Source organism: Acuticoccus kalidii (genome assembly GCF_021556395.1).
GTDB classification, from domain to species: Bacteria; Pseudomonadota; Alphaproteobacteria; order Rhizobiales; family Amorphaceae; genus Acuticoccus; species Acuticoccus kalidii.
Genome location: NZ_JAKGCS010000017.1, coordinates 134,665 through 158,595, shown reverse-complemented (window position 1 = coordinate 158,595; position 23,931 = coordinate 134,665). Strand labels below are relative to the sequence as shown.

At 67.9% G+C, this 23,931-nt stretch carries 16 protein-coding genes; 15 read left to right on the top strand and 1 reads right to left on the bottom strand.

Going from position 1 to position 23,931, the window contains the following annotated elements; genetic code table 11:
* The first annotated feature begins 118 nt into the window (after positions 1–118).
* The 10 genes from msrP to L1787_RS10810 all read left to right on the top strand — a co-directional run bounded on the left by msrP (position 119) and on the right by L1787_RS10810 (position 15,164).
* Entirely contained in the window at positions 119–1,120 is a 1,002-nt protein-coding gene (gene msrP / locus L1787_RS10855; RefSeq protein WP_235708842.1) for a protein-methionine-sulfoxide reductase catalytic subunit MsrP, read from the top strand.
* Between the two features lie 120 nt (positions 1,121–1,240).
* Positions 1,241–3,517, top strand: coding sequence for a sensor histidine kinase (locus L1787_RS10850; RefSeq protein WP_235708841.1), 2,277 nt, complete (start codon positions 1,241–1,243; stop codon positions 3,515–3,517).
* On the top strand, positions 3,514–4,947 hold the full coding sequence (gene tsaE, locus L1787_RS10845; protein WP_235708840.1) for a tRNA (adenosine(37)-N6)-threonylcarbamoyltransferase complex ATPase subunit type 1 TsaE: 1,434 nt from the start codon (positions 3,514–3,516) through the stop codon (positions 4,945–4,947). Before L1787_RS10850 ends, tsaE begins: the two co-directional genes overlap by 4 nt.
* Before the next feature lie 20 nt (positions 4,948–4,967).
* A complete protein-coding gene (locus L1787_RS10840; RefSeq protein WP_235709098.1) occupies positions 4,968–5,666 on the top strand; it encodes a nucleotidyltransferase family protein in 699 nt (232 codons plus the stop codon).
* A complete protein-coding gene (gene addB, locus L1787_RS10835) occupies positions 5,663–8,578 on the top strand; it encodes a double-strand break repair protein AddB (RefSeq protein WP_235708839.1) in 2,916 nt (971 codons plus the stop codon). The genes L1787_RS10840 and addB overlap by 4 nt, the downstream gene beginning before the upstream one ends.
* Positions 8,563–11,997, top strand: a complete 3,435-nt coding sequence (gene addA / locus L1787_RS10830; RefSeq protein ID WP_235708838.1) for a double-strand break repair helicase AddA — start codon at positions 8,563–8,565, stop codon at positions 11,995–11,997. The genes addB and addA overlap by 16 nt, the downstream gene beginning before the upstream one ends.
* 63 nt (positions 11,998–12,060) lie before the next feature.
* A complete protein-coding gene (trxA, locus tag L1787_RS10825; RefSeq protein WP_235708837.1) occupies positions 12,061–12,381 on the top strand; it encodes a thioredoxin in 321 nt (106 codons plus the stop codon).
* Between the two features lie 14 nt (positions 12,382–12,395).
* Complete coding sequence (gene grpE / locus L1787_RS10820) at positions 12,396–13,064, top strand: nucleotide exchange factor GrpE (RefSeq protein ID WP_235708836.1); 669 nt, start codon at positions 12,396–12,398, stop codon at positions 13,062–13,064.
* Positions 13,065–13,261: 197 nt separating this feature from the next.
* Positions 13,262–14,329 carry a capsular biosynthesis protein gene (locus L1787_RS10815; RefSeq protein WP_235708835.1) on the top strand — a complete coding sequence of 356 codons (1,068 nt, stop codon included), beginning with the start codon at positions 13,262–13,264 and terminating at the stop codon, positions 14,327–14,329.
* A 61-nt stretch (positions 14,330–14,390) separates the two neighbouring features.
* Positions 14,391–15,164: an SDR family oxidoreductase gene (locus tag L1787_RS10810; RefSeq protein WP_235708834.1), complete on the top strand. Its 774-nt coding sequence runs from the start codon at positions 14,391–14,393 to the stop codon at positions 15,162–15,164.
* 21 nt (positions 15,165–15,185) lie between these two features.
* Here L1787_RS10810 and L1787_RS10805 read toward each other — a convergent pair whose 3' ends face one another.
* Entirely contained in the window at positions 15,186–17,213 is a 2,028-nt protein-coding gene (locus L1787_RS10805) for a methyl-accepting chemotaxis protein (protein ID WP_235708833.1), read from the bottom strand.
* Positions 17,214–17,508: 295 nt separating this feature from the next.
* Here L1787_RS10805 and L1787_RS10800 point away from each other — a divergent pair, with 295 nt between their 5' ends.
* The 5 genes from L1787_RS10800 to L1787_RS10780 all read left to right on the top strand — a co-directional run bounded on the left by L1787_RS10800 (position 17,509) and on the right by L1787_RS10780 (position 23,922).
* On the top strand, positions 17,509–18,447 hold the full coding sequence (locus tag L1787_RS10800) for a sugar ABC transporter substrate-binding protein (RefSeq protein WP_235708832.1): 939 nt from the start codon (positions 17,509–17,511) through the stop codon (positions 18,445–18,447).
* A gap of 153 nt (positions 18,448–18,600) precedes the next feature.
* Positions 18,601–19,611: an ABC transporter permease gene (locus L1787_RS10795; protein ID WP_235708831.1), complete on the top strand. Its 1,011-nt coding sequence runs from the start codon at positions 18,601–18,603 to the stop codon at positions 19,609–19,611.
* A gap of 10 nt (positions 19,612–19,621) precedes the next feature.
* Positions 19,622–20,593 (top strand): ABC transporter permease, encoded by a 972-nt coding sequence (locus L1787_RS10790; RefSeq protein WP_235708830.1) that lies wholly within the window; start codon positions 19,622–19,624, stop codon positions 20,591–20,593.
* Positions 20,590–22,143: a sugar ABC transporter ATP-binding protein gene (locus L1787_RS10785; protein WP_235708829.1), complete on the top strand. Its 1,554-nt coding sequence runs from the start codon at positions 20,590–20,592 to the stop codon at positions 22,141–22,143. The genes L1787_RS10790 and L1787_RS10785 overlap by 4 nt, the downstream gene beginning before the upstream one ends.
* Positions 22,144–23,922, top strand: a complete 1,779-nt coding sequence (locus L1787_RS10780) for an ABC transporter substrate-binding protein (protein WP_235708828.1) — start codon at positions 22,144–22,146, stop codon at positions 23,920–23,922. It begins immediately after the preceding gene.
* Positions 23,923–23,931: the final 9 nt, after the last annotated feature.

The following is a 23,931-nucleotide window of genomic DNA, read 5'->3' as shown; positions in this document are numbered from 1 at the left end:
CGCGCCTGAACAGATCGCCATTCCAACGCACGGAGACTTGACGCAAGCTTGACTTGAGGGCCGATCCCTCCCGTCTAAATTGACGTGTGATTGCGAAGATCGTGTGAAAGGGCAACGAATGCAAATCCATAAGAAGCCCCGTTGGGCGTTGTCCGAGAACGACGTGACGCCCGAGACCGTGTTCCGTGGACGCCGGGCGCTGTTGAAGGCGGCCGGTTATGGTGTTCTCGGAGCCGGATTGGCCGGCCCGGCCCACGCCGGCTTCTTCGACAATCTGCTCGGCAATTCGGGCCCCACCTCCGACGGCGAGGTCGATCCGACCGCTGATCTCTACCCTGTGGGCCGCAACGACGACTATCAGGTGATGCGACCGATCACCGACGAGAAGCTCGCCACCACCTACAATAATTTCTACGAGTTCGGATCGAACAAGAGCATATACCAGGCGGCGCAAAAACTCCCCATCCGCCCATGGACGGTGACGTTCGACGGGATGGTCGAGGCGGAGAAGACCGTCGATATCGACACGCTCATCCGCGAGATGCCGCTCGAGGAGCGGGTCTATCGCCATCGGTGCGTCGAAACCTGGTCGATGGTCGTGCCCTGGACGGGCTTTCAGATGTCCGAGCTCGTCAAGCTCGCGAAGCCGACGTCCGATGCGCGCTATGTGCGCATGGAGACGTTCATGGAGCCCGATATCGCGCCAGGCCAGCGCCAGAGCTGGTATCCGTGGCCCTATGTGGAGGGCGTCACGGTCGAGGAGGCGATGAACCCGCTCGCCTTCATGGTGACGGGGATCTACGGCAAGCCGATCGAGGAGCAGAACGGCGCCCCGCTGCGCATCGCGCTGCCGTGGAAATACGGCTTCAAGTCGATCAAATCGATCGTCCGGTTCACCTTCACCGACGAGCGGCCGGTCTCGTTCTGGGAACAGCTTATTCCGAACGAGTACGGCTTCTGGGCGAACGTCAATCCCGAGGTGGCCCATCCGCGCTGGAGCCAGGCGATGGAGGAGCCGCTCGGCGGCAACGCCCGCATCCCGACGCTGCTTTATAACGGCTACGAGGAAGAGGTCGCGAGCCTCTATCAGAACAAAGAGGGCGAGAAGCTCTATTATTGAGGCCGTCCGCCGCGCCTCGCCCGGCACCGTTTCGCGACGCCTTGCAAACGGTTATCCTGCCGGCTGATTCGTCGGATGGGGTGAAGGCATGAACCGGGACGCGCGACAGCGCGCAGCACGGTGATCGCGGCATGGGCGGTGACGGCGGCGGCCAGCGCGCTCGCCGCCGCGTTCATCGTAAGAGCACGGCTCGCGATCGGGGTGGCGAAGCGCTCCGAGGCGCAGTGCGCCGGCGTCGCCGCGCGCGCGGCCCTCGCCTCGCGGGCGATGGAGCGTGGCGCGAGCGGTGCGGTGCGGATCAGTCCGGCGGGCGAGCGGATCGTCTGCGGTGCGGTCCCGGCCGCGGTCCTCGCCGCCGTCGACCGGAAGGATGCGCCGGCGAGCGACATCGAGAAGGCCGTGGTCGGGCTGTTCTCCGCCGGCGAGATGTTCCGCCACCGGCTGAACGGGCCGGACGGTCCGATCTTCGTGTTCGGCACGCTCGATGGCGGTTATCCGACCCTTTTCATCGAACCCCCGATCCGGGCCATGCCGACGAGCGCGCCCGAGGGGATCTATAGCCGGATCGAAGCCCTTCTCAGCCGTCTCCCGCATCCCGCCTGGGTGGCGAGCGAGGCGGGGGACATGATGTGGTCCAATCCCGCCTACGCCAACGCCATCGAGCCCGGCGCGGCGAGCGATGCGGCCCGCGGCATCCTCCCCCTTCTCGATGCCAACGCAGCGGGTCAGCTCGTCGCCGCGAGCCGCGACGGGGTCGCGCACGAGCGGGTGCAGACCGTCGTCGCCGGAGAGCGCCGCATCCTCGACGTGACGGCCGACCAGCGGGACGGCAGCGTCGCCGCCCTCGCGATCGACGTGACCGACGTCACCCATTCCCTGACGAGCCAGGCCCGCGCCCTCGAAAGCCACGCCGCGACGTTCGACCGGCTGGCGACGGCGATCGCGATCTATGGCCCCGATCGCCGCCTGACCTTCCACAATGCGGCGTTTCAGACGCTGTGGAACCTGCCGCCGGCCTTCCTCGAACAGTCCCCGCCGGAGGAACGCGTCCTCGACCGTCTCCGCGCCGAGCGGCGGCTTCCCGAAACGGCAGACTTCAAGGCGTGGAAGCGCGACCAGCTCAAGGGCTACGAGACGCGCGAGGGCTTTGAGCGGTGGTGGCATCTGCCGGACGGTCAGACGCTGCGCGTGATCGCCAATCCGGGGTCGGACGGCGGCGTCACCTACATCTACGAGAACGTCACCGAGCAGCTCGCTTTGGAGCGCAATTATAACGCCCTCTCGCGCGTCCAGGCCGAGACGATCGACAGTCTCGGCGAAGGCATCGCGACGTTCGGGCCGGACGGGCTCCTGCGTCTCGCCAACCCGGCCTTCTGGGTCGTCACCTCCACCCCGCCGGGTGAGGTCGGCGATCATGTGCGCACCGTGGCCGCGAGCGCCCCGGACGACGAGCAGGAGGCCTGGGCCGCCCTCGTCGAGCGCGTCACAGGGCTCACCGATCACCGGACCAATGTGAGCGGCCGGCTCGAGCGGTTGGCCGGGCAAGTGCTCGACTATGCCTTCTCGCCGCTGCCGGACGGATCGACCCTCGCGACCTTCGCCGACGTGACCGACAGCGTAAACGTCGCGCGTGCGCTGGTGGAACGGAACAATGCGCTCGTCGAGGCGGACCGGCTGAAGAACGCCTTCATCGAGCACGTCTCCTACGAGCTGCGCTCGCCGCTCAACACCATCATCGGCTTCACCCAGCTTCTCGCGCGGCCGGAGACGGGCGACCTCACCGATCGCCAGCGCGAATACGCGAATTACATTTCCTCGTCCTCCGAGGCGCTTCTCGTCATCATCGACGGCATTCTCGACCTCGCCACGATCGACGCCGGCATCATGGAGCTCAATATCGAGCCGGTGGATGTCGTCGGCACGGTGCGCCAGGTGCTCGACGGGCTGAAGGATCGCGTTGCCGAGGGGGCGATCGACATCAAGATCGACGTTGCGGACGATGCGCGCGTGTTCGACGCCGACGCGCTCAGGGTGCGGCAGGTGCTGTTCAATCTCGTCTCGAACGCGATCTCGCACTCGCCGCCGGGGGGCTCGGTGGTCGTCGCCGCGCGGCGGGACGGCACGTTCGTGGCGGTCTCCGTGCGCGATCACGGGCCGGGCATCGCCGAGGACAAGGCCGAGGCGGTGTTCGAGCGCTTCCACACCGCGGCCTCGCAGGGACGCCGCGGGGGCGTCGGGCTCGGCCTCTCCCTCGTCAAGAGCTTTGTCGAGCTGCATGGCGGTACGGTGTCGGTCGCGCCGGTCGAGGGGGACGGGGCCGAGCTCGTCGTCCGTTTCCCGCTCCAGGCCGAGGTCGAGACCGTGTCCGACCGGGCGACGGTGCAGCGCGCGGCGTGACGATCATCCGGCGCGACATCGAGGACGAAGCCGCGATGACGGCGCTCGGCGGGGATATCGCCCGTGTGCTGAAGGCGGGCGACCGGATCGCGCTCGTCGGCGATCTCGGTGCCGGAAAGACGACGCTCGCCCGCGCGATCCTGCGCGCGCTCGCCGAAGATCCGGCGATGGAGGTCCCGAGCCCGACCTTCACCATCGTTCAGGAATACGAACTGAGGCTTGCGGTTCGCCACGTCGACCTCTACCGGATCGACGATGACGAGGCGATGCTGGAGCTCGGCCTCGGCGAGGGCGACGCCGTCGAACTCGTCGAGTGGCCGCGCGAGGCGATGCCCATCACCATCGATATCGGTTTCTCCAGCATGGACGAGGCGCGTACCGTGACGATCGAGGCACCCGAGCCGTTCTGCGATGCGCTCGAGCGGCAGCGCGTCCTCGCCGCCTTTCTCGACACCGCCGGATGGGGCGAGGCGGTGCGCTCGGTGCTCAAGGCCGACGCGTCGACCCGCCGGTATGAGCGTCTCGCGCGGGACGGCGACCGCGCGATCCTGATGGACGCGCCGTCCTTCGTGCCGGGCCCCAACTCCTACGCCGTCCGCGCCCGGCTCGCCGACGGCAATATGGGTGCTTTCCTCGCCGTCGGGGCGCTTCTCGCCGAGCGTGGCCTCACCGTCCCGAAGACCTTTGCGGTGGATATCGAGGCCGGCTGCCTCCTCCAGGAGGATCTCGGCGACGAGAAGATCGCCGTGGACGGGGTGATGGTGCCCGAGCGCTACCGCCTGTCGGTCGACGCGATCGCCGCCTTCCATCAGGCGCCGGCGCCCGAGATCTTGACGGGGCCGCCCTCTTACGCCCCGCCACGCTTCGATTCCGGCCTCACCGACATCGAGGTTGCGCTCTTTCCCGAATGGTATATGCGCACGCCGATCGACCCGGAGTTCGCCGGTCTGTGGCGCGAGACGATCGACACCATGTGGCGCGGCGACGACCATCTCGCGCTGCGTGATGTGCATTCGCCGAATCTTCTCTGGTTGCCAGAGCGCGAAGGGATCGCGAAGATCGGTTGGATCGATTATCAGGATGCCATGGTCGCCCCGAGCGCGTACGATGTCGTCTCGTTGACGCAGGATGCCCGGGTCGATGTTCCCGACGAGATGGAGGCGGAACTGCTCGCCCGTTATCTTGCCGCGCGCCCCGGTCTCGACGTCGAGGCTTGGATGCGCACCTATCATATTGTCGGCGCCGAGCGGGCGACGCGGGTGCTTGGCGTCTTCCGTCGCCTCAACGACCGGGACGGCAAGCCGCAATATCTCGCCCATCTGCCGCGCCTCCGGCGGCAATTGGCGAAGAATCTCCGGGCCGAGCCCGCCCTTCGACCGCTGAAGGACTGGTTCGCCCGCAACACCACCATTTTGAGCGAGGCTATGTGAGCCCTTCCGGACCGACGGCGATGGTGCTCGCCGCGGGGCGCGGCACGCGAATGCGCCCCCTCACCGCGATGACCCCGAAACCCTTGATCGAGGTCGCCGGTAAAGCCCTGATCGACTACGTGTTCGATCAACTGGACGCGGTCGGCGTCAGCCGGATCGTCGTGAACGTCCATTATCTCGCCGACCTCATCGAGGTGCATGTGCGCCGCCGCGCCGGCGACAAGGTGATGATCTCGGACGAGCGGGGCGGCGCGCTCGACACCGGGGGCGGCCTCGTCAAGGCGCTGCCGCTTCTCGGCGATCAGCCCTTCATCGTCGCCAACTCAGACACGTTCTGGATCAACGGCGCGTCGTCCAACATGGCGCGCCTTCTCGACGCCTTCGACCCGAAGGAGATGGGCGCGCTTCTCCTCCTCGCCCCGACCGTCGGCGCCGTCGGCTATGATGGTCCCGGCGATTTCGAGCTGTCGACCGACGGGCGGCTGCGCTGGCGCCGCGAGCGGACGATCGCGCCCTTCGTCTATGCCGGCTGCGCGGTCTTCTCGCCCGATGCGCTCGCCGGCGCGGACGCCACCAAGTTTCCGCTGACGCATGTCTTCGACCGCCTGATCGGCGAAGGCCGCCTTTACGGGATGCGGCTCGATGGGCTGTGGCTGCATGTCGGCACGCCCGGCGCCATTCGGGAGGCGGAGCGCGCCTTCTTCGCCAGCGCGGCATGAGGGTCTACTCGGTCGATCCGAGTGACCCCTTTCTGGCGACGCTCGCCGAGCGCATTCGCGAAGGGACGCTGTGGCCGGACGGCGTTCTGCCGGACGACCCGTTCGCCCTCGCCGACGTCACGATCTATCTGCCCACGCGCCGTGCCGCCCGCACGCTCGCCGCCGCCTTCCTCGAAGGAGCCGGGAACGGGGCGACGCTGCTGCCGCGCATCGAGGCTTTGGGCGAGGCCGAGGACGAAGCGGAGGCCAAGGGCGAGGTCATGGACGTGCTCGAAGCGCGCGTCGTCCTCGCCCAGTTGATCCGCGCCTGGGCCGGCGTGCTCGAAAGCGCCGAGGAGGCCGAGCCGGGCGCGCGCGTCCTCGTCCCGTCCGCCGGGCCCGACGCGGTCCGCCTCGCCGACGACCTCATCGCTCTGATGGATCAGGTCGAGACGCAAGAAGCGGACTGGGCGAACCTGCCGGGCCTCGTCGAGCGGGCCGACCTCGCCGAGCATTGGCAAATCACCACCCGATTCCTCGAAATCGCCACCCGCGCCTGGCCCGATCATGTCACCTCCGTCGGACGGATGACCGCGGCGACCGCGCGCCGGCTGGAGGCGCACGCGGCGGTCGAGCGTGTCGGACGGGCGAAGGGGCCGATCATCGTCGCCGGCTCGACGGGGTCCCTTCCCGCGACGCGCCGGATGATCCGGGCGATCGGCGAAAGCCCGTGGGGCGCGGTGGTTCTACCGGGCTTCGACCGCGCCGCCGATGACGCGGCTTGGTCGGCGCTCGCCGGGGCGACCGACGCGCCGGGCCATCCGCAATACGGAATGCGCCTCCTCGTCGAGACGCTGGGGATCGCGCCGGGCGACGTGCGCCGGCTCGCGCCCATCACCCCCTCGCCGGTCGCTCCCGAACGCACCGCGATGCTGTCGGCGGCGCTGCGGCCCGCGCCCGACACCGGCCGCTGGCTCGCCGACCGTGCCGCGATCGATCTCGATGTGGCGCTCGACGGCGTCGCGATGATCGAAGCGGCGGACGAGCGGGAGGAGGCGCAGGCGATCGCCGTCGCGATGCGTCGCTCCGTCGCCAACGGGGAGACGGTCGCCCTCATCACACCGCATCGGCCGCTCGCCCGCCGCGTCATCCATGCGCTGCGGCGCTGGGAGATCGAGGTCGACGATTCGGCCGGCGACCCAATTTCGACGACGCCGGCGGGGATTCTCGCCCGCCTCGTCGCCTCGATCGCCTTTACCGGCGGCGCTGCGGACTGGCTGGCGCTCCTCAAACACCCCTGGACGACCTTCGGCGTCGAGCCCGACGCCTACCGCGCCGGCGTCCACTCGATCGAGCGCATGTTCCGCGGTCCGCGCCTCGCGCCGGGCCGGATCATCGCCGCGATGCGGGCCCCGGTGAAGGGGCGGGATGCCGCCGCCGCAATCGCCGGGGAGATCGAAGCCGCGCTCGCGCCGCTGCGGGCGTTGAAGGGCGAGACCGTCACCATCGCCGCGCTCGCCGCCGCGCACCTCGACGCCTTCGCCCGCGTCGCGCCCGATGCGCCGGAAGGGGCGGATCTTGCCGCCGTCAAGGCTGCGCTCGGGAGCCTATCGGCCCGCGACGAGCTCGCGATCGCGCCCGTCGAGTGGCCGGCGACATTCGACGCGCTGGTCTCCGGCATCGTCGTCCGGGGTGCGGCGCACGATCATGCCGTGCGCATTCTCGGCCCGCTCGAAGCGCGCCTCCAGGCCTTCGACCACACGATCCTCGGCGGCCTCAATGAGGGAACGTGGCCGCAATTGCCGGACGCGGGGCCGTGGATGTCGCGCGGGATGATGAGCGCCTTCGGGATCGAGCAGCCGGAACGCCGGATCGGCCTGTCGGCGCACGATTTCGTCATGGCCGCGCATCAGAAGCGGGTGACGCTGACACGGGCGGCCAAAGCGGCCGGGGAGCCGACGGTCGCCTCGCGCTGGTGGCTGCGGATCGCTGCCTTCGCGGGCGAGGCGATCGAGCCGGCGAAGAAGCGCGGTGCGGCGCTCGTCGCCCTCGCCGCCCATCTCGATGCCCGCCCGCCGGTCGATCCTCCGGCGCGCCCGATGCCGGCGCCGCCGCTCGAGTCCCGCCCGCGCCTCTTCCGCGTCACCGAGATCGCGCGCCTCGTGCGCGATCCTTATGCGATCTATGCCCGGCGCGTCTTGGGTCTCGAGCCGCTCGATCCGCTCGAGGCCGATCCGAGCGCCGGCGATCGCGGTGAGCTCTTCCACGCGGTTCTCGCTCGCTTCATCGAGGACGAGCATCACCGTGCGCCGGACGCGGTGGACCAATTCCACCGGCTCGTGGCAGAGGCGCTCAAGGCGCTCGACCATGCGCCGGACGCACAGGCGCTGTGGGGCGCGCGGCTCAAATTCATCGCGGCGCGGATTTGCGAGGAGGAGGCGCGGCGGGCGCCGCGCGTCGTCCGCTCCCTCGTCGAGGTGCCGGGCGAGATGGCGCTCTCCTCGGGCGTCAGCCTGCGCGGCCGGATCGACCGGATCGACGTGTTCGGCGACGGCTCGATCGAGCTGATCGACTATAAAAGCGGCCGCCCTCCGTCGGTGAACGAGGTGAAGACCTTCTTCGAGCCGCAATTGCCGCTGGAGGCGGCGCTCGTGAAGGCCGGCGCGATCACCGCGCTGTCGCCGGACGCGCCGATCGACGAGCTCACCTATGTGGCGCTCGCGAGGGGGCGGGTGCCGGTGGACTGGGTGCCGGTCGCGAAGGGGGAGGCGATGGCCTACGCCGAGGAGGCGATGGAGCGTCTTACGGCGCTCCTCGCCCTCTATGAGGATGCCGAGCAAGGCTATGTCTCGCGTGCGCGCCCCCAGAATGCCGAATCGTTCGACGGCGACTATGATCATCTCGCAAGGGCGGCGGAATGGCAGAACGGCTGACGGTCCCGCCCGAACTAGACGCCGCGCAGCGCCGCTCGTCGAACCCCGAGGCGTCGGTCTGGGTCTCGGCGAATGCCGGGGCGGGGAAGACCTATGTCCTCGCCCAACGGGTCGTCCGGCTTCTCCTCGCCGGTGTCGCGCCGCGCTCGATTTTGTGCCTCACCTACACCAATGCGGCGGCGGCGGAGATGGCGAGCCGCGTCTTCTCCGAACTCGCTCGCCTCGCGACGCTGCCGGCCGATGCGCTCGCCGAACGGATCGCCGTCCTCGCGCCGGGCGCCGACCCGGCGGCGGCCGCGGCGCGGGCCCGCACGCTGTTCGCCGAGGCCCTCGAGACGCCGGGCGGGCTCAAGGTGCAGACGCTTCACGCCTTCGCCTCCGCCCTCCTTCGCCGGTTTCCGCTGGAAGCCAACATATCCGGCGCGTTCCAGGTGCTCGACGACGCGACGCGCGAGGAGATGACCGACCGCGCGATCGCCACCGTCCTCGGCAAGGCGACCAAGGAGCCGGACGGACGGATCGCCGCCGCCGTCGAGGCGCTGTTGCCACACGTCTCCGATCAGGGCCTCGGCGGGGCGATCCGCACGGCGCTTTCCGAACGGCGCCGGCTGAGGGCCTGGCTCCTCGATGGCGCGGGAACGGCGAAGCTGACGGCCGATCTCGAAGCCGCGCTCGGCCTCGACGACCTGCCGGACGAGCCGCCTTTTTTCGACGATGAGGACTGCCGCCGCCTGATCGACCGCATTCGCGCCGCAAAACAGTCGGCGGGCGTCGCCGACAGTCTCACCGAGATGCTGGAGACGCAGGACCCGGACGACCGGGCGGCGAAATGGGCGAGCATTTTCCTCACCGGCAAGGGAGAGGCGCGCAAGACGGTGGTCGCAAAGGCGATCCTCGCGGACGAAGACGGGCTCGACGAGCGGATCCGCTCCGAGCAGGCCCGCCTCATGGCGTGCGCGGAGCGGGACCGGGCGCGCAAGGCCGTCGCGGCGACCGTTCCACTCGTGCAGCTCGCCTGGGAGGTTCTCGGCGTCATCGAACGGGACAAGCGCCGGCGCGGGCTGATCGACTATGACGACCAGATCGAGCGGGCGATGAACCTCGTTCGCTCCGGTTCGGCCGCCGCCTGGGTGCGCTTCAAACTCGACGAGGGGATCGATCATGTGCTCGTCGACGAGGCACAGGACACGTCGCCCCCGCAATGGCAGATGGTCGACGCGCTGACGGAGGAGTTCTTCGCCGGCCACGGTGCGCGCCCGGTCCAGCGCACGCTCTTCGTGGTGGGCGACGAGAAGCAGTCGATCTACTCCTTCCAGGGCGCCGCGCCGCACCTCTTCGCCGAGAAGCGCCGCGCCTATCATCGTATCGCGACGGATGCGGGACTCGCCTTCGAGGCGGTGGACCTTGCCCATTCGATGCGCTCCGCCCCGGAAGTGCTGTCGGCGGTCGACCGGGTGTTCGGCGTCGACGCGCTCGCCGCCGCGGTGGGGGCGGAGGCGGGCGCGGTGCGGCATCTGCCGGTGAGGCCGGGGCCGGGCGGTGTCGACGTCTGGCCGCTCTTTGCCGACAGCGTCTCGGAGAAGCCGGACGCCTGGGAGCTGCCGTTCGACCATACGGCCGACGATTCCGGCATGATGAAGCTCGTCCGCGCGATCGCCGACCAGATCGAGGCGTGGTGTGTAAAGGGGCCCGGCGGCGGGCCGCCGATCGAGCCCGGCGACGTGATGATCCTCGCCCGCAAGCGCGAGCCGTTCGCGACGCTGATGAACCGCGAGCTGAAGCGCCGACGCATTCCCGCCGCGGGCTCCGACCGGCTCGACGTCACCGCGCACATTGCCGTGAAGGACATGCTCGCGCTGGGGCGGGCGCTGATCTCCACCGACGACCTCTCGCTTGCGGCGGTTCTGAAGAGCCCGCTCTTCGGCTTCGACGAGGACGCGCTCTTTGCCGTCGCCCACGGCCGCGAGCGCTCGCTTCTCGCCGCGCTCGCGAACGGGGACCAGGCGGCGCGGGAGGCGCACGCCCGGCTTCTCGCCTGGGGGCGTGCGGCGCGCACCGAGCGGCCGTTCGACCTCTTCGCCCGCATCCTCATCGGCGAGGGGCGGCGGGCCGACTTCGCCGCCCGTATGGGCAGCGAGGCGGAGGACGTTCTCGACGCCTTTCTCGACCTCGCGCTCGATTATGAGGGGCGCGGCATTCCGACCCTCGAGACGTTCCTCATCAATGTCGGAAAATCCAAGCAGCAGCTCAGCCGCACGGCGGACGGCCGGGCCAACGTGGTGCGGGTGATGACGGCGCACGGCTCCAAGGGCCTCGAAGCGCCGGTGGTGTTCCTCGCCGACAACGGCAATGCGACGACCGGCGGAGGGTTCGGTGCGCCGATGATCCCGCTGCCGCAGCCGAACGCCATGTCGAGCGCGCAACTCAGCCTCGCGCTCGGCGCGGAGGACGAGGCGGAGGGGCGCGACGTTCTCGTCTACGCGCCGACCAAGGAGCATCATCCGCAAAAGATCGCCGAGCTGCACGCCGCTCGCACGGAGGCCGAGCGCCAGGAGCATTACCGCCTTCTTTATGTCGGCATGACGCGGGCGGAGCGGCAGCTCGTGGTCTGCGGATCCTACAAGACCCGCGCGCCCAGCGAGGACATGTGGCACCGGATCGTGAGCGACGCGCTCGCCAGCGAGGCGGAGGCGATCGATACGCCGGAAGGCCAGATGCTGCGCTGGCGGCGTCCCGGTGGCGCGCCGCTGCCGGCGGCTTCGGCTGAGCCGGCGCCGCCGGCGGCGGAACCCGCATCGCCGCCCGACTGGCTCTCGATGCCGGCCGGTCACGTGCCGGGCGCGCCCGAGCCGATCGCCCCGTCGGCCGGCGAACACGTCATCGCCGCCGGGCCCGCCGATGTGGAGCGCCGACCGCTGGGCGCCGCCGATTTCGGCTCTGTGCTCCACGCCCTCCTCGAACGGGAGGAGGCGGACGAGGCGATGGGCGCGTTCGTCGCAGCGTCCTATCCGGCCCTCGCGGGCGATGCGGTCGCGGGGATCGTCGCCGAGGCGCGTGCCGTGCTCGATCTCGACGTGTTGCGCGAAGGGGTGGTGAAGCGCGAGATCGACGTGACGGGCGATGTCCGGCTCGCGGATGGGACGGTCCGTCGCGCGACAGGGCGTATCGACCGGCTGCAATTGAGCCCCGGCCGCGTCCTCATCATCGATTACAAGACCGACCGTGTCGTTCCGGCAACGCCGGAGTCGGCGCCGGACGCCTACCGAACGCAGCTCGGCATCTACCGCGCGCTCGTCGCGGCGATGATGCCGGGATACGAAGTTTCCACCGCGATCATTTGGACCGCACGGCCCCTTTTCATGCCGATGGACGGGGCGCTCGTCGCCGCCGAGGTCGTGCGCGGTGGCCTCGCAGCTTGACGCTTTGGCAGGCCGTCCATACGTACCATCAACATTTCCGACACAGCCAGCCAAAGGTGAGGCATGTCTCCCTCCACCGTTACCGACGCGTCGTTCACGGACGACGTCATCAACTCCTCCGAGCCTGTCGTGGTCGACTTTTGGGCCGAATGGTGCGGCCCCTGTAAGATGATCGCCCCGGCTCTCGAGGAAATCGCGAGCGAGATGGACGGCAAGGTGAAGATCGCCAAGCTGAACGTCGACGAGAATCAATCGATCGCCATGAAGTACGGCGTCCGCTCGATTCCGACGCTCATCATGTTCAAAAATGGCGAGCCGACCTCGACCCAAGTCGGAGCGGCGCCTAAGGGCAAGCTCGTCGACTGGATCAATTCGTCGATCTAACCGCAGGGGCGGGCATGGCAGACGAGAACAAGACGGGTGCACCGAAAGGCGCACGCGCCGAAGACACTCTGGTTCCCGAGGCGGAGGAAATCATGGGCCAAGCGGCCAACGGTCCCTCCGCCGAGGGCGAGGCGTCGGATCATTTCACCGAGGCGATGGACGAGCTCCGCCGTGAGAGCGAGGAGATGCGGCAGCACATGCTGCGGGCCCTCGCCGAGGCGGAGAACGTGCGTCGTCGCGCTCAGCGGGACCTCTCGGACGCACGCCAGTACGCCGTGACGAGCTTCGCACGCGACCTTCTGAGCGTGTCCGACAACTTCCAGCGCGCACTTCAAAGCGTCGATAACCTCAACGCTGACGATTTGCCGCCGGAAGTGAAGGGCCTTCTCGACGGCGTTCGGATGACCGAGCGCGAGCTTGCGAGCGTGTTCGAGAAGCACGGCATTTCCGTCATCGAGCCGAACGGTGAGAAGTTCGATCCGAACAAGCATCAGGCGATGTACGAGATCGAGAATCCGGACGTTCCGTCCGGCACCGTTCTGCAAGTCGCGCAGACCGGCGCGATGATCGGCGATCGCGTGCTGCGTCCGGCGATGGTCGGCGTGTCGAAGGGCGGTCCCAAGCCCAACGAGGCGCCGAAGGCGGCGAACGATGCGAACGCCACGGACGGAGGCGAGGCCTGAAAAAGCCTGAAGCGGTCCTTCTCCTGGAAGGACCGCTGTCGCCGCTCTATCGCCGCATCGCGGGTCACCTCGAAGCGGCGGGCGTCACCGTCCATCGAATCAATCTGTGCCCAGGCGACCGTGTCGCCTGGGGCTTTCGTCGTGGCGTCTCCTATCGGGGGCGCAAGGCCGACTGGCCGGCCTTTGTCGGTGCGTTCATGGATCGGCACGGCATCGAGGCGGTGCTGATGCATTCCGAGCGCCGCCCCTATCATCTCGAGGCGGCGCAGGAGGCGCGGGCGAGGGGGATCGACGTCCTCGTCACCGAACTCGGCTATCTGCGTCCCGATTGGATGACGCTGGAGCGGAACGGCAATTCCGTCGATAGTCTCTTCCCGACCGATCCCGATGCGATCCGCCGGATCGCCGCCGAGGCGCCCGAGGTCGACACTGCCGTGCGCTATCCGCGTCAGGCGGGCCTCGAAACGGTCGACGATCTCCAGAACAATCTGTCCAACGTCTTCCTCTGGTTCCTCTATCCGCATTATCGCGCGCACGGGCTTTATCATCCGTTCGTCGCCTACGCGCGCTTCCTGTGGCGCGAGGGCCATCGCGGTGCGCGCGACGCGGCGGCGCTGGCGGTGCGCGAGGCGCTGAAACCGCCTTTCTTCCTTTTCGCGATGCAGACGGATACCGATTTCCAGATCCGGTCCAACTCGCAGCTTTCCGACATGACCGAGGCGCTCGGCGAGGTCTTCGCCTCTTTCGCCGCGCATGGTCCGGCGGGGGCGCGGCTCGTCGTCAAGAAGCATCCCGGCGATCTCGGGCCGGTCGATTGGGCGCGGCGTGTGCCGGATCTTGCCGCCGCCGCTGGGATCGCCGATCGCGTCGCGTTCGTCGACGGGCTCGGGATGGACCGCTGGTGCGCCGACGCGGCCGGGCTCGTCACGGTGAATTCCAGCGCGGCGCTCGATGCGCTCGCCGCCGGGCTGCCGACCTTCGCGATGTCGCCCGCCGTCTACGACATTCCGGGCCTCACCTTCCAGGGATCGCTCGACGCCTTCTGGCGAGAGGCGACACCGCCGGATGCGGACCTTTTCCGTGATTTCCGCAAGGCGCTCGCCGCGAGCATCCAGGTCCGCGGAACGATCTATTCGGTCGAGGGGACCGCGCGGGCGGCCGAAGCGATGGCGGCGCGCATCGTCGGCGGCACCGTCGGGATGCCCGGCGCGGCCGACGGACCGCCGCCACGTTACGAACGGGCCCGCGCGCTCGGCATTCGTTGAAGCGTTTGCGCCACGCGCCTTGCCCCGATACTCATCGAGAAATGACGAGGGAGGAGGCAGCATGGCCGCCGGAACGGAACTTTTCACGCTTTCAGGCAAGACCGCTTTGATCACGGGTTCGAGCCAAGGCATCGGCTATGCGCTCGCCGAGGGGATGGCGGCCGCGGGCGCGGCGATCGTGTTGAACGGGCGCGACGAGGCGCGCGTCTCGGAGGCCGCGGATCGCCTGCGGCAGAGCGGGGCGACGGTCTCGGCCATCGCGTTCGACGTAACGGACCATGGCGCGGTGCGTGCCGCGATCGACGCCTACGAGGCGGGGACGGGGCCGATCGACATTCTCGTCAACAATGCCGGAATGCAGCATCGCGGTCCGCTCGAAGAGTTCGAGGCGGACGCGTTCGAGCGGCTGATGCGCACCAACGTGTCGAGCGTCTTCAATGTCGGCCAAGCGGCGGCCCGGCACATGATTTCGCGCGGGGCGGGCAAGATCATCAACATCGCCTCGGTCCAGTCGGCGCTCGCGCGGCCGGGGATTGCGCCCTACACGGCCTCGAAGGGCGCCGTCTCGAACCTCACCAAGGGGATGGCGACGGATTGGGCCAAGCATGGGCTCAATGTGAACGCGATCGCGCCCGGTTATTTCGATACGCCGCTCAACGCCGCGCTGGTCGCCGACACCGACTTCAACGCCTGGCTCTGCAAGCGCACGCCGCAAGGGCGCTGGGGACAGCTCCCGGAGCTCGTCGGCGCGTGCGTCTTCCTGGCGTCGGCGGCGTCGAGCTTCGTCAACGGGCACACGCTGTTCGTCGACGGCGGGATCTCCGTGAGCCTCTGAGCGTTTTGCGCGCCGCTGCTCTCAGGCGGCGCGCACGTCCTGCAGAAAGTTCGTGACGACGCTGCGGAGCTGGAGTGACACGGCGTTCATCCGACTGGATGCGGTGCCGACCTCATGGGCGTCGCTCGACGTGCGCTCCGCGGCGACGACGAGCTTCACCACCCGATCGTTGGCTGATTGCGAGCCGTCCGACGCGGCCCGCACGCCGGCGCCGATACTCCGAGTCGCCTCGCTCTGCTGCGCCATCACCGATGCGATGCCGAGCGCGGACGCCTTCAAGGCGTCGAACCGGGCGAGGATATCGTCGATGCCGCTGACCGCCGCTTTCGTCTCGCGCTGAATGTCGCTGATTTGCTTGGCGATCTCGCTGGTCGCCGAGGCGGTCTGGTTGGCGAGCTCCTTCACCTCGTGAGCGACCACCGCGAAGCCGCGCCCGGCGGCGCCCGCGCGTTCGGCTTCGATCGTCGCATTGAGGGCGAGAAGGTTCGTTTGCGCGGCGATCTTGGCGATCATCGTCGCCACCGTGCCGATCGACTGGGCCGAGCTCGACAGGCCGGTGATGCGCGAGGAGGCGGACGATGCGGCGCTGGCTGCCTCGTCCGTCGCGCGTTGCGAGGCGTCGACACGGCTCGAGATTTCCGCGATTGAACTGCGGAGCTGATCGACGGCCGCGACGACATCCTGCACCGATCGCGTCGCTTGGGTGGCCGATACCTGCGCCTCGCTCGATCCGCGCGAGGTGACATCGACGGCATCGGCGAGGGAGGTCGCGACGCTCGACAGGCCGGCGGCCATCTGGTCGACTTCGACGAGCGTGTTCTCGGCATGGGAGCGGAAGATGTCGATCGCCTTCTCGAGGCGCTGCGCCCGCGCGACCTCTTGGGCGTGCGTCTCCTGGGCGACCTCGATGAGGTGCAGCCGCTCCTCCTCGTTCCGCCGGAAGATCTCGAGGGCGCGGGCGATGTCGCCGATCTCGTCCGTCCGCTCTGCTTCGGTGATCTGAAGTGAAATCTCCCCCTCGGTGACGCGGCGGAGCTTTTCGAGGATCGAACGGATCGGCCGCTTCAGATTGCGCACCAGACGGCCGCAGATGAGGATGTTGAGAAGGATGACGATCGCGGCGATGCTCGCGGTGATCAGGAAATGGCGGGAGATCGCCTCCTGCGACGCGCGTGCGCTGGCGAGAAACCGGGCGATCGCATGGTCCTCGATGCTCTTGAGCCGGTCGATCCGCTCGGTCGAGGCGCGGAACCATTCCGGCCCCTCGACGCTCGCGATCGACCCGCCGAACGGGTTATCGCGGGCAAGGGCGCGCATCTCCTCGACCTGGGCGACGACGACGCCGGAGAGCGCTTGGTCGATAACGGCGCGTTCCTCCGCCGTCGCGAGATTGCGGGCGGCTTCGAGATAGGCGTCCTGCTTGGCGCCGAGGCCGACAAAGCGGGTGTAGATCGCCTCGTCGAAGGTGCCGGCGCCGAAACCGGCCGCGCCCATCGCCCGTTCGAGGCCGGCCGCCTCTTTGGCTCGCAGGATGAAATCGAGGAGGACGGACTGTCGGACGGTCGCCCCGTCGGCGACGCCATCCATCTGCCCGTGCACTTGGGCGAGAAGCTGTCCGATGAGGCCGGTATAGTAGGCAGCGGCGTCGCCGACCGTAATGGCGCCGTCGGAGACCGTTCGCCGCATCGCGGGAAGTCGGTCGAGCGTCGCCGAGATCGCGCCGATTTCGCCGGGCGATGCGTGCATGGCTTCGATATGGGGGAATGCGGCGCGAAGCCTCTCGATCGCGGCGTCGCTGTCGCGGCGCTTCATCGCGAGGAGATCGGCGAACCTCTTCGATCCCGCGCCGAGAAAACCCGCCGATAGGCCGCGCTCCTGCTGCAGCTCGTGCACGAGATCGGCGAAGGTTGGGGCATGTTCGACGCGCTCCTGCGCCTCGGATGCTTCCCGCCACATGGTGTAATCGGTGACGAGGGCGTTGGACGCCACGGCGATGACGCCGACCACCGAAATGATCGCAACCAACGTAATTTGAGCGCTGAGACGCATCGGCCATCCGCCTTTCGTCGATGGAGGCGGAATCTGTAATTGCGGAAGATGGCGCGAGGCTCGCACCGCGACCCCGCAGGATGCGGACAATCCGTCATGACGGCGCTCTCCGCGCTCAGCCGCGCATCGCGCGGCCGATGCCAACGGATCGTGATATCCATTTTGGACAAAATGCGTGCTGCAATGGATCGCGGACTTCGCGATGGTCCTCGGGCCAAAAAAACAGGCGTGTCCTCGCAGTCGAATGGCTGATGAAGGCGTCGCGCTTCAAGCAATATATATGGAGAGGAACCCCATGAAGATGACCGCGACCTTTGCCGCCGTCAGCGCGATCGCGCTCATGAGCGCGCCGGCGCTCGCCGAAACCATGACCATCGGCATCACACAGAACAATGTCGGCGTCGACAGCTATCAGACGACCTATGAGCGCGCCTTCGTCGAGGCTGCGAACGCCGATCCGAATATCGACGTCGTCGTGCTGGACGCCGGCGGCGACGTCGCTCGCCAGATTGGACAAATTCAGGATCTCATCCAGCAGAAGGTGGACGCGATCATCATCTGGCCGACCAATGGTCAGGCCGTCGTCCCGGCCGTTCGGCAGGCCGATCGCGCCGGGATTCCCGTGGTGATCACCAACAGCCAGATCGCCGAAGCGGGCTTCGACTTCATCAAGTCCTTCTCGGGGCCGAACAACATTATCCAGGGTGAATATTCCGCGCAGATGATGTGCGACGCCCTCGGCGGCGAAGGCCAGATCGTCCAGATCTCCGGCCAGCCGGGCTACACCACCGCGATCGAGCGCCAGAAGGGCTTCGAGGACGAGCTTGCCGCGAACTGCCCCGGCGTCGAGATCGTGGAGACCCAGCCCGGCGACTGGAATCGCGAGAAGTCGCAGCGGGTGATGGAGAATTTCCTCACCAAATACGACAAGATCGACGGCGTCTATTCGGGCGACGACAATATGGGCGTCGGCGCGCTGAACGCCGCGAAAGCCGCGGGCCGGGCCGACGAGACGGTGTTCATCGGCGCCACCAACTTCGCCGTCGGCTACGAGGCGATGGGGCGCGGCGAATATTGGGGCTCGGTCTACCAGTCGCCCGTCGAGGACGCGAAGAACGCCCTCGAGACGGCCAAGGCCGTGGCGTCCGGCGAAGAGGTGCCCTTCCTCAACTATTTCGACACGCCGAAGATCACGCAGGACAACATGAGCGAGTTCGAGAAGCCCGTCTTCTGACGGGACCGCTCGCCGAACGGCGCGCCGCCATGGTGCGCCGAGCCGCCCGCGCACCCACGGCCGAGGATAACGGCCCGCGCGGCGCGGGGTGTCCGACGAGGCGAATCACACGGTGAGATCCGGCGACAGACCGGACCGCAAGGGGAGGACGACATGACCACCGACACCGGCGAGGTGGGCGAACGGCGGCTCAGTCTGCCCGCATGGCGCGATATCGGCCATGGCGCGCAGCGGCAGGGGATCCTGCTCGCCTTCATCGTCTTCCTCATCCTGTTCTCGTTGTTTTCCGACCGGTTCGCGAGTTGGGACAACGCCTCGACCGTCTTCCGGCAGGTCTCCATCATCGGCACCATCGCGCTCGGCGTCACGATCGTGGTGATCGGCGGCAATCTCGACCTTTCCGTCGGCTCGATGCTCTCGTTCTCAACGGTCATGGTGGTCGACCTCCACGACAAGATCGGCCCCGCTCCGGCGATGGCGATCACCCTCGTCGCCACGCTGGCGATCGGGTGCGTGAACGGCATCCTGGTCGGCTTCCTGAAGCTCAACTCGCTGATCGTGACGCTCGGCATGTTGTCGGCGATCCAGGGCCTGACGCTGATCTATTCCGGCGGACAGAATGTCGACATCACCGATCAAGAGGCGACCTGGTTTGCCTTTTTCGGCCGTGACTTCGTCCTCGGCATCGCGGTGCCGACATGGATCTTTCTCGGCCTCGCGGTGGTGTTCCACATCGTCCTCACCCGCACGGCCTATGGCCGGCGCGTCTTCGCCGTCGGCGGCAACAAGACGGCGGCGGCCTTTTCCGGCATCCGCCGGGCGCGCGTGGTCTTCTCGACCTACGTGATCTCGTCCTTCACCGTCTTCTGCGCGGCGCTCATTCTGGGCAGCCGGGTGATGGGCAGCCAGAACAATGTCGGCCAGGGCTACGAGCTCCTGGTGCTCGCCGGCGTCATCCTCGGCGGAACCTCGCTGCTCGGCGGTTCGGGCTCGGTCATCAAGACCGTCATCGGCGTGCTCATTCTGGGCTTCATCCAGAACGGGCTCCTCCTGATGGGCTATCAATATTACGCGCAGTGGCTCGTCACCTGGGTGGTCATCATCCTCGCCGTGTGGCTCGACGTTGCCTCGCAGCGCGGCCGCCTCTTCACCACGACGGCTTGAGGAGGACCGCATGACAAAGACGCTCGCAACGCTTCAGAATCTGCGCCGCTTCACGGTGATCCCGCCGATTTGGCTCTTCACCCTCGCCTGCGCGATCTTCTTCTCGCTGATGACGGACAATTTCGCCGAAATCGGCAATCTGAAGAACATCCTGCAACAGACCTCCACCATCGGCCTCATCGCCCTCGGCATGACGGTGGTGATGATCAACGGCAATATCGACCTCTCGGTCGGCGCCGTCGTGGCGCTCGCCGCTTCCCTCGCCGTCGGTCTCCAGAGCGAAATCGGGACGCTTCCGGCGGTGTTCGTCGGCCTCGGCGCCGGGATCGGGCTCGGCTTCGTCAACGGGATGATCGTCTGGAAGACCGGCGTCGACGCGTTCATCGTCACCCTCGGCGCGATGATCGGCGTCCGCGGCCTCGTCTTCCTCTACACGCAGGAACAGTCCTTCTTCGCGATGGACTTCGCCTATTCGGACTTCGGCATGTCCCAGTTCGCGGGGTTGCCGACGCTCGCCTGGGTGTTCCTCGGCTTCACCGTGCTGATGCATTGGCTGATGACCTCCACCGTCCACGGGCGGAACGCCTATGCGGTCGGCGGCAATCGGGACGCGGCGCTGAACGCCGGCATTCGCGTCGGCCGGCACATGGTCGTCAACTTCATGATCGTCGGCTTCTTCGCCGCGCTCGCCGGGATCACGTTGTCGACCCAGATGGGCGCCTCCACGCCCAATCTCGGTCGGGAGTACGAGCTTTGGACGATCACGGCCGTCGTCCTCGGCGGCACCAAACTGGCCGGCGGGGCGGGGTCGATCGTCGGCACGCTCGGCGGCGTTCTCGCCATCGGCATCCTGCGCAACGGGATGAACCTCATGCAGGTGCCGGCCTTCTACGTCCTCGTCATCCTGGGGGCGATCCTGATCATCGTGCTCTTCATCGACCGCCAGGTGAACCGCGCCGGCGTCGAGGAGGTGAAGATATGACCGCCGAAACCGCCACCCCCCACGCGGCCCCGAATGCGTCGGACCGCGATGCGGTGACAGCGCGGGAGCCGCTCCTCCGTCTCGACGGGATCACGAAGACGTTTCCGGGCGTCGTCGCGCTCGACGATGTGAGCCTCGAGGTGAGGGCCGGAGAGGTCCACGCTTTGCTCGGCGAGAATGGAGCGGGCAAGTCCACACTGATGAAGATCCTCGCGGGCAATCACACCGCCAATCGCGGGGCGATCCACCTTGAGGGTGAGCCCGTCCATTTCGACAATCCGATGCAGGCCAAGCGCGCCGGGATCGTTCTCATCCACCAGGAGCTCTCGCTGGTGCCGGAGATGACGGTGGCCGAGAATATCTTTCTCGGCTCGCTGCCCAAGGGCATCCTCGGCACGGTGAAATGGCGCGTTCTCTTCGCCGTCGCCGATGAGATCCTGAAGACGCTCGGTTGCCGCTTTTCCGCGAAGGACAAGGTGGAGAAGCTGTCGATCGCCAACCGGCAGATGGTGGAGATCGCCCGCGCGCTGGTGTTTACCCCGAAGGTCGTCGTGTTCGACGAGCCGACCGCCTCGCTGACGGATGCCGAAAAGGTCGTCCTGTTCGAGATCATTCGCGGGTTGATGCGCAAGGGCGTCGGCATCGTCTACATCTCGCACCGGATGGACGAGATCTTCACGCTCTCCCATCGCCTCACCGTCCTGCGCGACGGGAAGGTCCGCGGCACGCGCGTCACCGCCGAGACCACCGAGGACGACGTGACCCGGCTGATGATCGGCCGTTCGCTCGAGGGCCGCGAGAAGCGCGCCGCCGGCGAGCCCGGCCCGGTCGCGCTCGAGGTGAGGGGCCTGTCGTGCGGTTCGCTCTATCGCGATATCTCATTCGAGATCCGCAAGGGCGAGGTCGTCGGCATGTATGGCCTCATCGGCGCCGGCCGGACCGAGATCGCCGAGACTTTGTTCGGCCTCAGATCGCCCGACACGGGCGAGATTCGGATCGACGACGAGACCGTCGAGATCGATGCGCCGCCGGATGCGATCGCGCGTGGCCTCGCCCTCGTGCCGGAGAGCCGCAAGGAGCAGGGCCTCGTCCTCGGCATGAGCTGCCGGGACAATATGTCGATGGCCCAGCTCGGCACCGTGTCGAACGGGATGGGCTTCCTGAAGCCGAAGGCCGAGCAGGCGATCTACGACACCTACGCCACCATGCTCGACCTGCGCTCCCCCGGCCCGCAGGCGCTGGTGGTGAACCTTTCGGGCGGCAATCAGCAGAAGGTGGTGATCGGCAAGTGGCTCTCCACCGCGCCGGAGATCCTGATCCTCGACGAGCCGACGCGGGGCATCGATGTCGGTTCGAAATCGGAGATCCACGACCTCATCCGCCGGCTCGCCGGAACCGGGCTCGCGATCCTCGTCATCTCCTCCGAGATGCCGGAGATCATGGGCGTCTCCGACCGGGTGATCGCGCTCTATCACGGGCAGATGGCCGGCGTTTTCGATGCGGCGACGCTGACGGAAGACCGTCTCGTCCAAGCGATCTCGGGCCTTTAGATGCGCACGGCCGACGCCCCGCTCGCCCCCGAAGCGCTCCGTTCCAGCGCCCGGCAGCCCGCTCCCGCGGCGGGCCGGACGCTGACGCGGCACGAGATGCTGCGTTTCCTCGGCTTCATCGAGGAGATGCAGAGCGAGGGGGCGCACGTCCTGCCGCTCTCGACGCCGGATTCCTATCTCCACATCACCATCCACCTGATGCGCAACCACATCGAGGGGAAGCTCACCACCATCTCCACCCTCGCGATGGCGGCGCGGGTGCCTTACGCGACCGCGGTGCGGCGCATCCGTGAGATGCAGGACGAGGGGCTGATCCACCAGCGCCCGCGCACGAAATCGGGCAAGAGCTTCTCGCTCCATCCCTCTCCCGGCCTGATCGATGCGTGGCACAGCTACGCGCACCGCATCAAGCTGGTGGTCGGGCGCACGATCGGCCTGTCCGAGCAGGGCGAGGGGGCCGACTATTATTTCGGCGGCTCCTATCTGAAGGCGCGCATCATTCCGCTTCCGGCGGTGCACACCGAGCGGCTGAAGCTCGTCGGGCCGCTGCGCCTGCTGGTCCACGCCGACCCGACCTTCATGGCGATGGACACGCTGAAGCGGCAGCTCGAAAACGTGCTCGGGGCATCGGTCCGCGCCCGCGCGCTATCGATCGACCGGCTCCGGCTCGAAATGCTGGAGAACGCGGCGGCGCCGGTCTCCGCCTACGACATCATGGCGGTGGATTTGCCCTGGGTCGGCGAGTTCGCCGAGCAGGGAGTACTCGGCCCGCTCGACGAGGTCGTGGCGAGCGAGGGGATCAACCGGTCCGATTTCCATCCGGCCGGGTGGAACGGGGCCGTCTATAAAGGGCAGCTCTACGGGGTTCCGATCCAGACGACGCCGGAGCTTCTCGCCTACCGCACGGATCTCTTCGAGGCCGAAGGGATCGACCCGCCGACGACGACCGACGCGCTGTTGGCGGCCGCACGAACCCTGCATCGGCCGGACCGCGGCGTGCGCGGGATCGCGTGGAACGCCGCGCGCGGCACGCCGCTCGGCCACACCGTCCTGATGCTGATGGGCGCGTTCGGCCGCCCGGCGCTCAATCTTCCCCGCCTCGAAGACGGGTTCGACGCGACGGACCTCACCGGCGAGCGCCTCCGCCCGATGTTCGACACACCGGAAGCGGCCGAGATGGCGGACTTCCTGATGCGACTCATGGAAGTCTCGCCGCGCAACATCCTGTCGATGTCCTGGTACGAGCGCGTCGTTGCCTATGGCGATGGGGATGTCGCCATGGCCTATACCTATACGCTCCTCGCCCCATACTTCGAGAACGACCCGTCGCGGCCGGCCCATGCAAGGACGGGTTTCGTCCCGCATCCGGCGGGGCCGCATGGTCATCCGATCGCTCCGGTCGGGGGCTATGTGCTGTCGATGGCGGCCAATCTCGCCCCGGAGCGGCGGGATGCGGTGGGCAAGGCGCTGGCGCTGCTCACCTCCGCCGAGGTGAGCAAGCTCTACATCACGTCCGGCAGCCGGGCCTGCCCGCGCTTTTCCGTGACCGCCGATCCCGAAGTGCGGGCGCTCTCCCCGGCGCTCGCCTCGATGGACACGATGGCCCGCCAGGGGCTGCTCCAATATTGGCCGCGTCCACCCGCTCCGCAGCTCGCGGGTGTCATCGAGATCTGCGGCCACCTCTTCCACGACATGCTGCGCGGCCTCGTCAGCCCGCGCGATGCGCTCGCCGCGGTCCAGTCCCGGACCGAGGCGCTGATGCTTTCAAGGACGGACTAGAGGAACATC

What these genes read in the sequence shown, in the direction of transcription:
- msrP (WP_235708842.1), top strand. Translation starts at nt 119, where the DNA reads ATGCAAATCCATAAGAAGCCCCGTTGGGCGTTGTCCGAGAACGACGTG.
- L1787_RS10840 (WP_235709098.1), top strand. Translation starts at nt 4,968, where the DNA reads ATGGTGCTCGCCGCGGGGCGCGGCACGCGAATGCGCCCCCTCACCGCG.
- addB (WP_235708839.1), top strand. Translation starts at nt 5,663, where the DNA reads ATGAGGGTCTACTCGGTCGATCCGAGTGACCCCTTTCTGGCGACGCTC.
- addA (WP_235708838.1), top strand. Translation starts at nt 8,563, where the DNA reads ATGGCAGAACGGCTGACGGTCCCGCCCGAACTAGACGCCGCGCAGCGC.
- trxA (WP_235708837.1), top strand. Translation starts at nt 12,061, where the DNA reads ATGTCTCCCTCCACCGTTACCGACGCGTCGTTCACGGACGACGTCATC.
- grpE (WP_235708836.1), top strand. Translation starts at nt 12,396, where the DNA reads ATGGCAGACGAGAACAAGACGGGTGCACCGAAAGGCGCACGCGCCGAA.
- L1787_RS10815 (WP_235708835.1), top strand. Translation starts at nt 13,262, where the DNA reads ATGGATCGGCACGGCATCGAGGCGGTGCTGATGCATTCCGAGCGCCGC.
- L1787_RS10810 (WP_235708834.1), top strand. Translation starts at nt 14,391, where the DNA reads ATGGCCGCCGGAACGGAACTTTTCACGCTTTCAGGCAAGACCGCTTTG.
- L1787_RS10805 (WP_235708833.1), bottom strand. Translation starts at nt 17,213, where the DNA reads ATGCGTCTCAGCGCTCAAATTACGTTGGTTGCGATCATTTCGGTGGTC.
- L1787_RS10800 (WP_235708832.1), top strand. Translation starts at nt 17,509, where the DNA reads ATGAAGATGACCGCGACCTTTGCCGCCGTCAGCGCGATCGCGCTCATG.
- L1787_RS10795 (WP_235708831.1), top strand. Translation starts at nt 18,601, where the DNA reads ATGACCACCGACACCGGCGAGGTGGGCGAACGGCGGCTCAGTCTGCCC.
- L1787_RS10790 (WP_235708830.1), top strand. Translation starts at nt 19,622, where the DNA reads ATGACAAAGACGCTCGCAACGCTTCAGAATCTGCGCCGCTTCACGGTG.
- L1787_RS10785 (WP_235708829.1), top strand. Translation starts at nt 20,590, where the DNA reads ATGACCGCCGAAACCGCCACCCCCCACGCGGCCCCGAATGCGTCGGAC.
- L1787_RS10780 (WP_235708828.1), top strand. Translation starts at nt 22,144, where the DNA reads ATGCGCACGGCCGACGCCCCGCTCGCCCCCGAAGCGCTCCGTTCCAGC.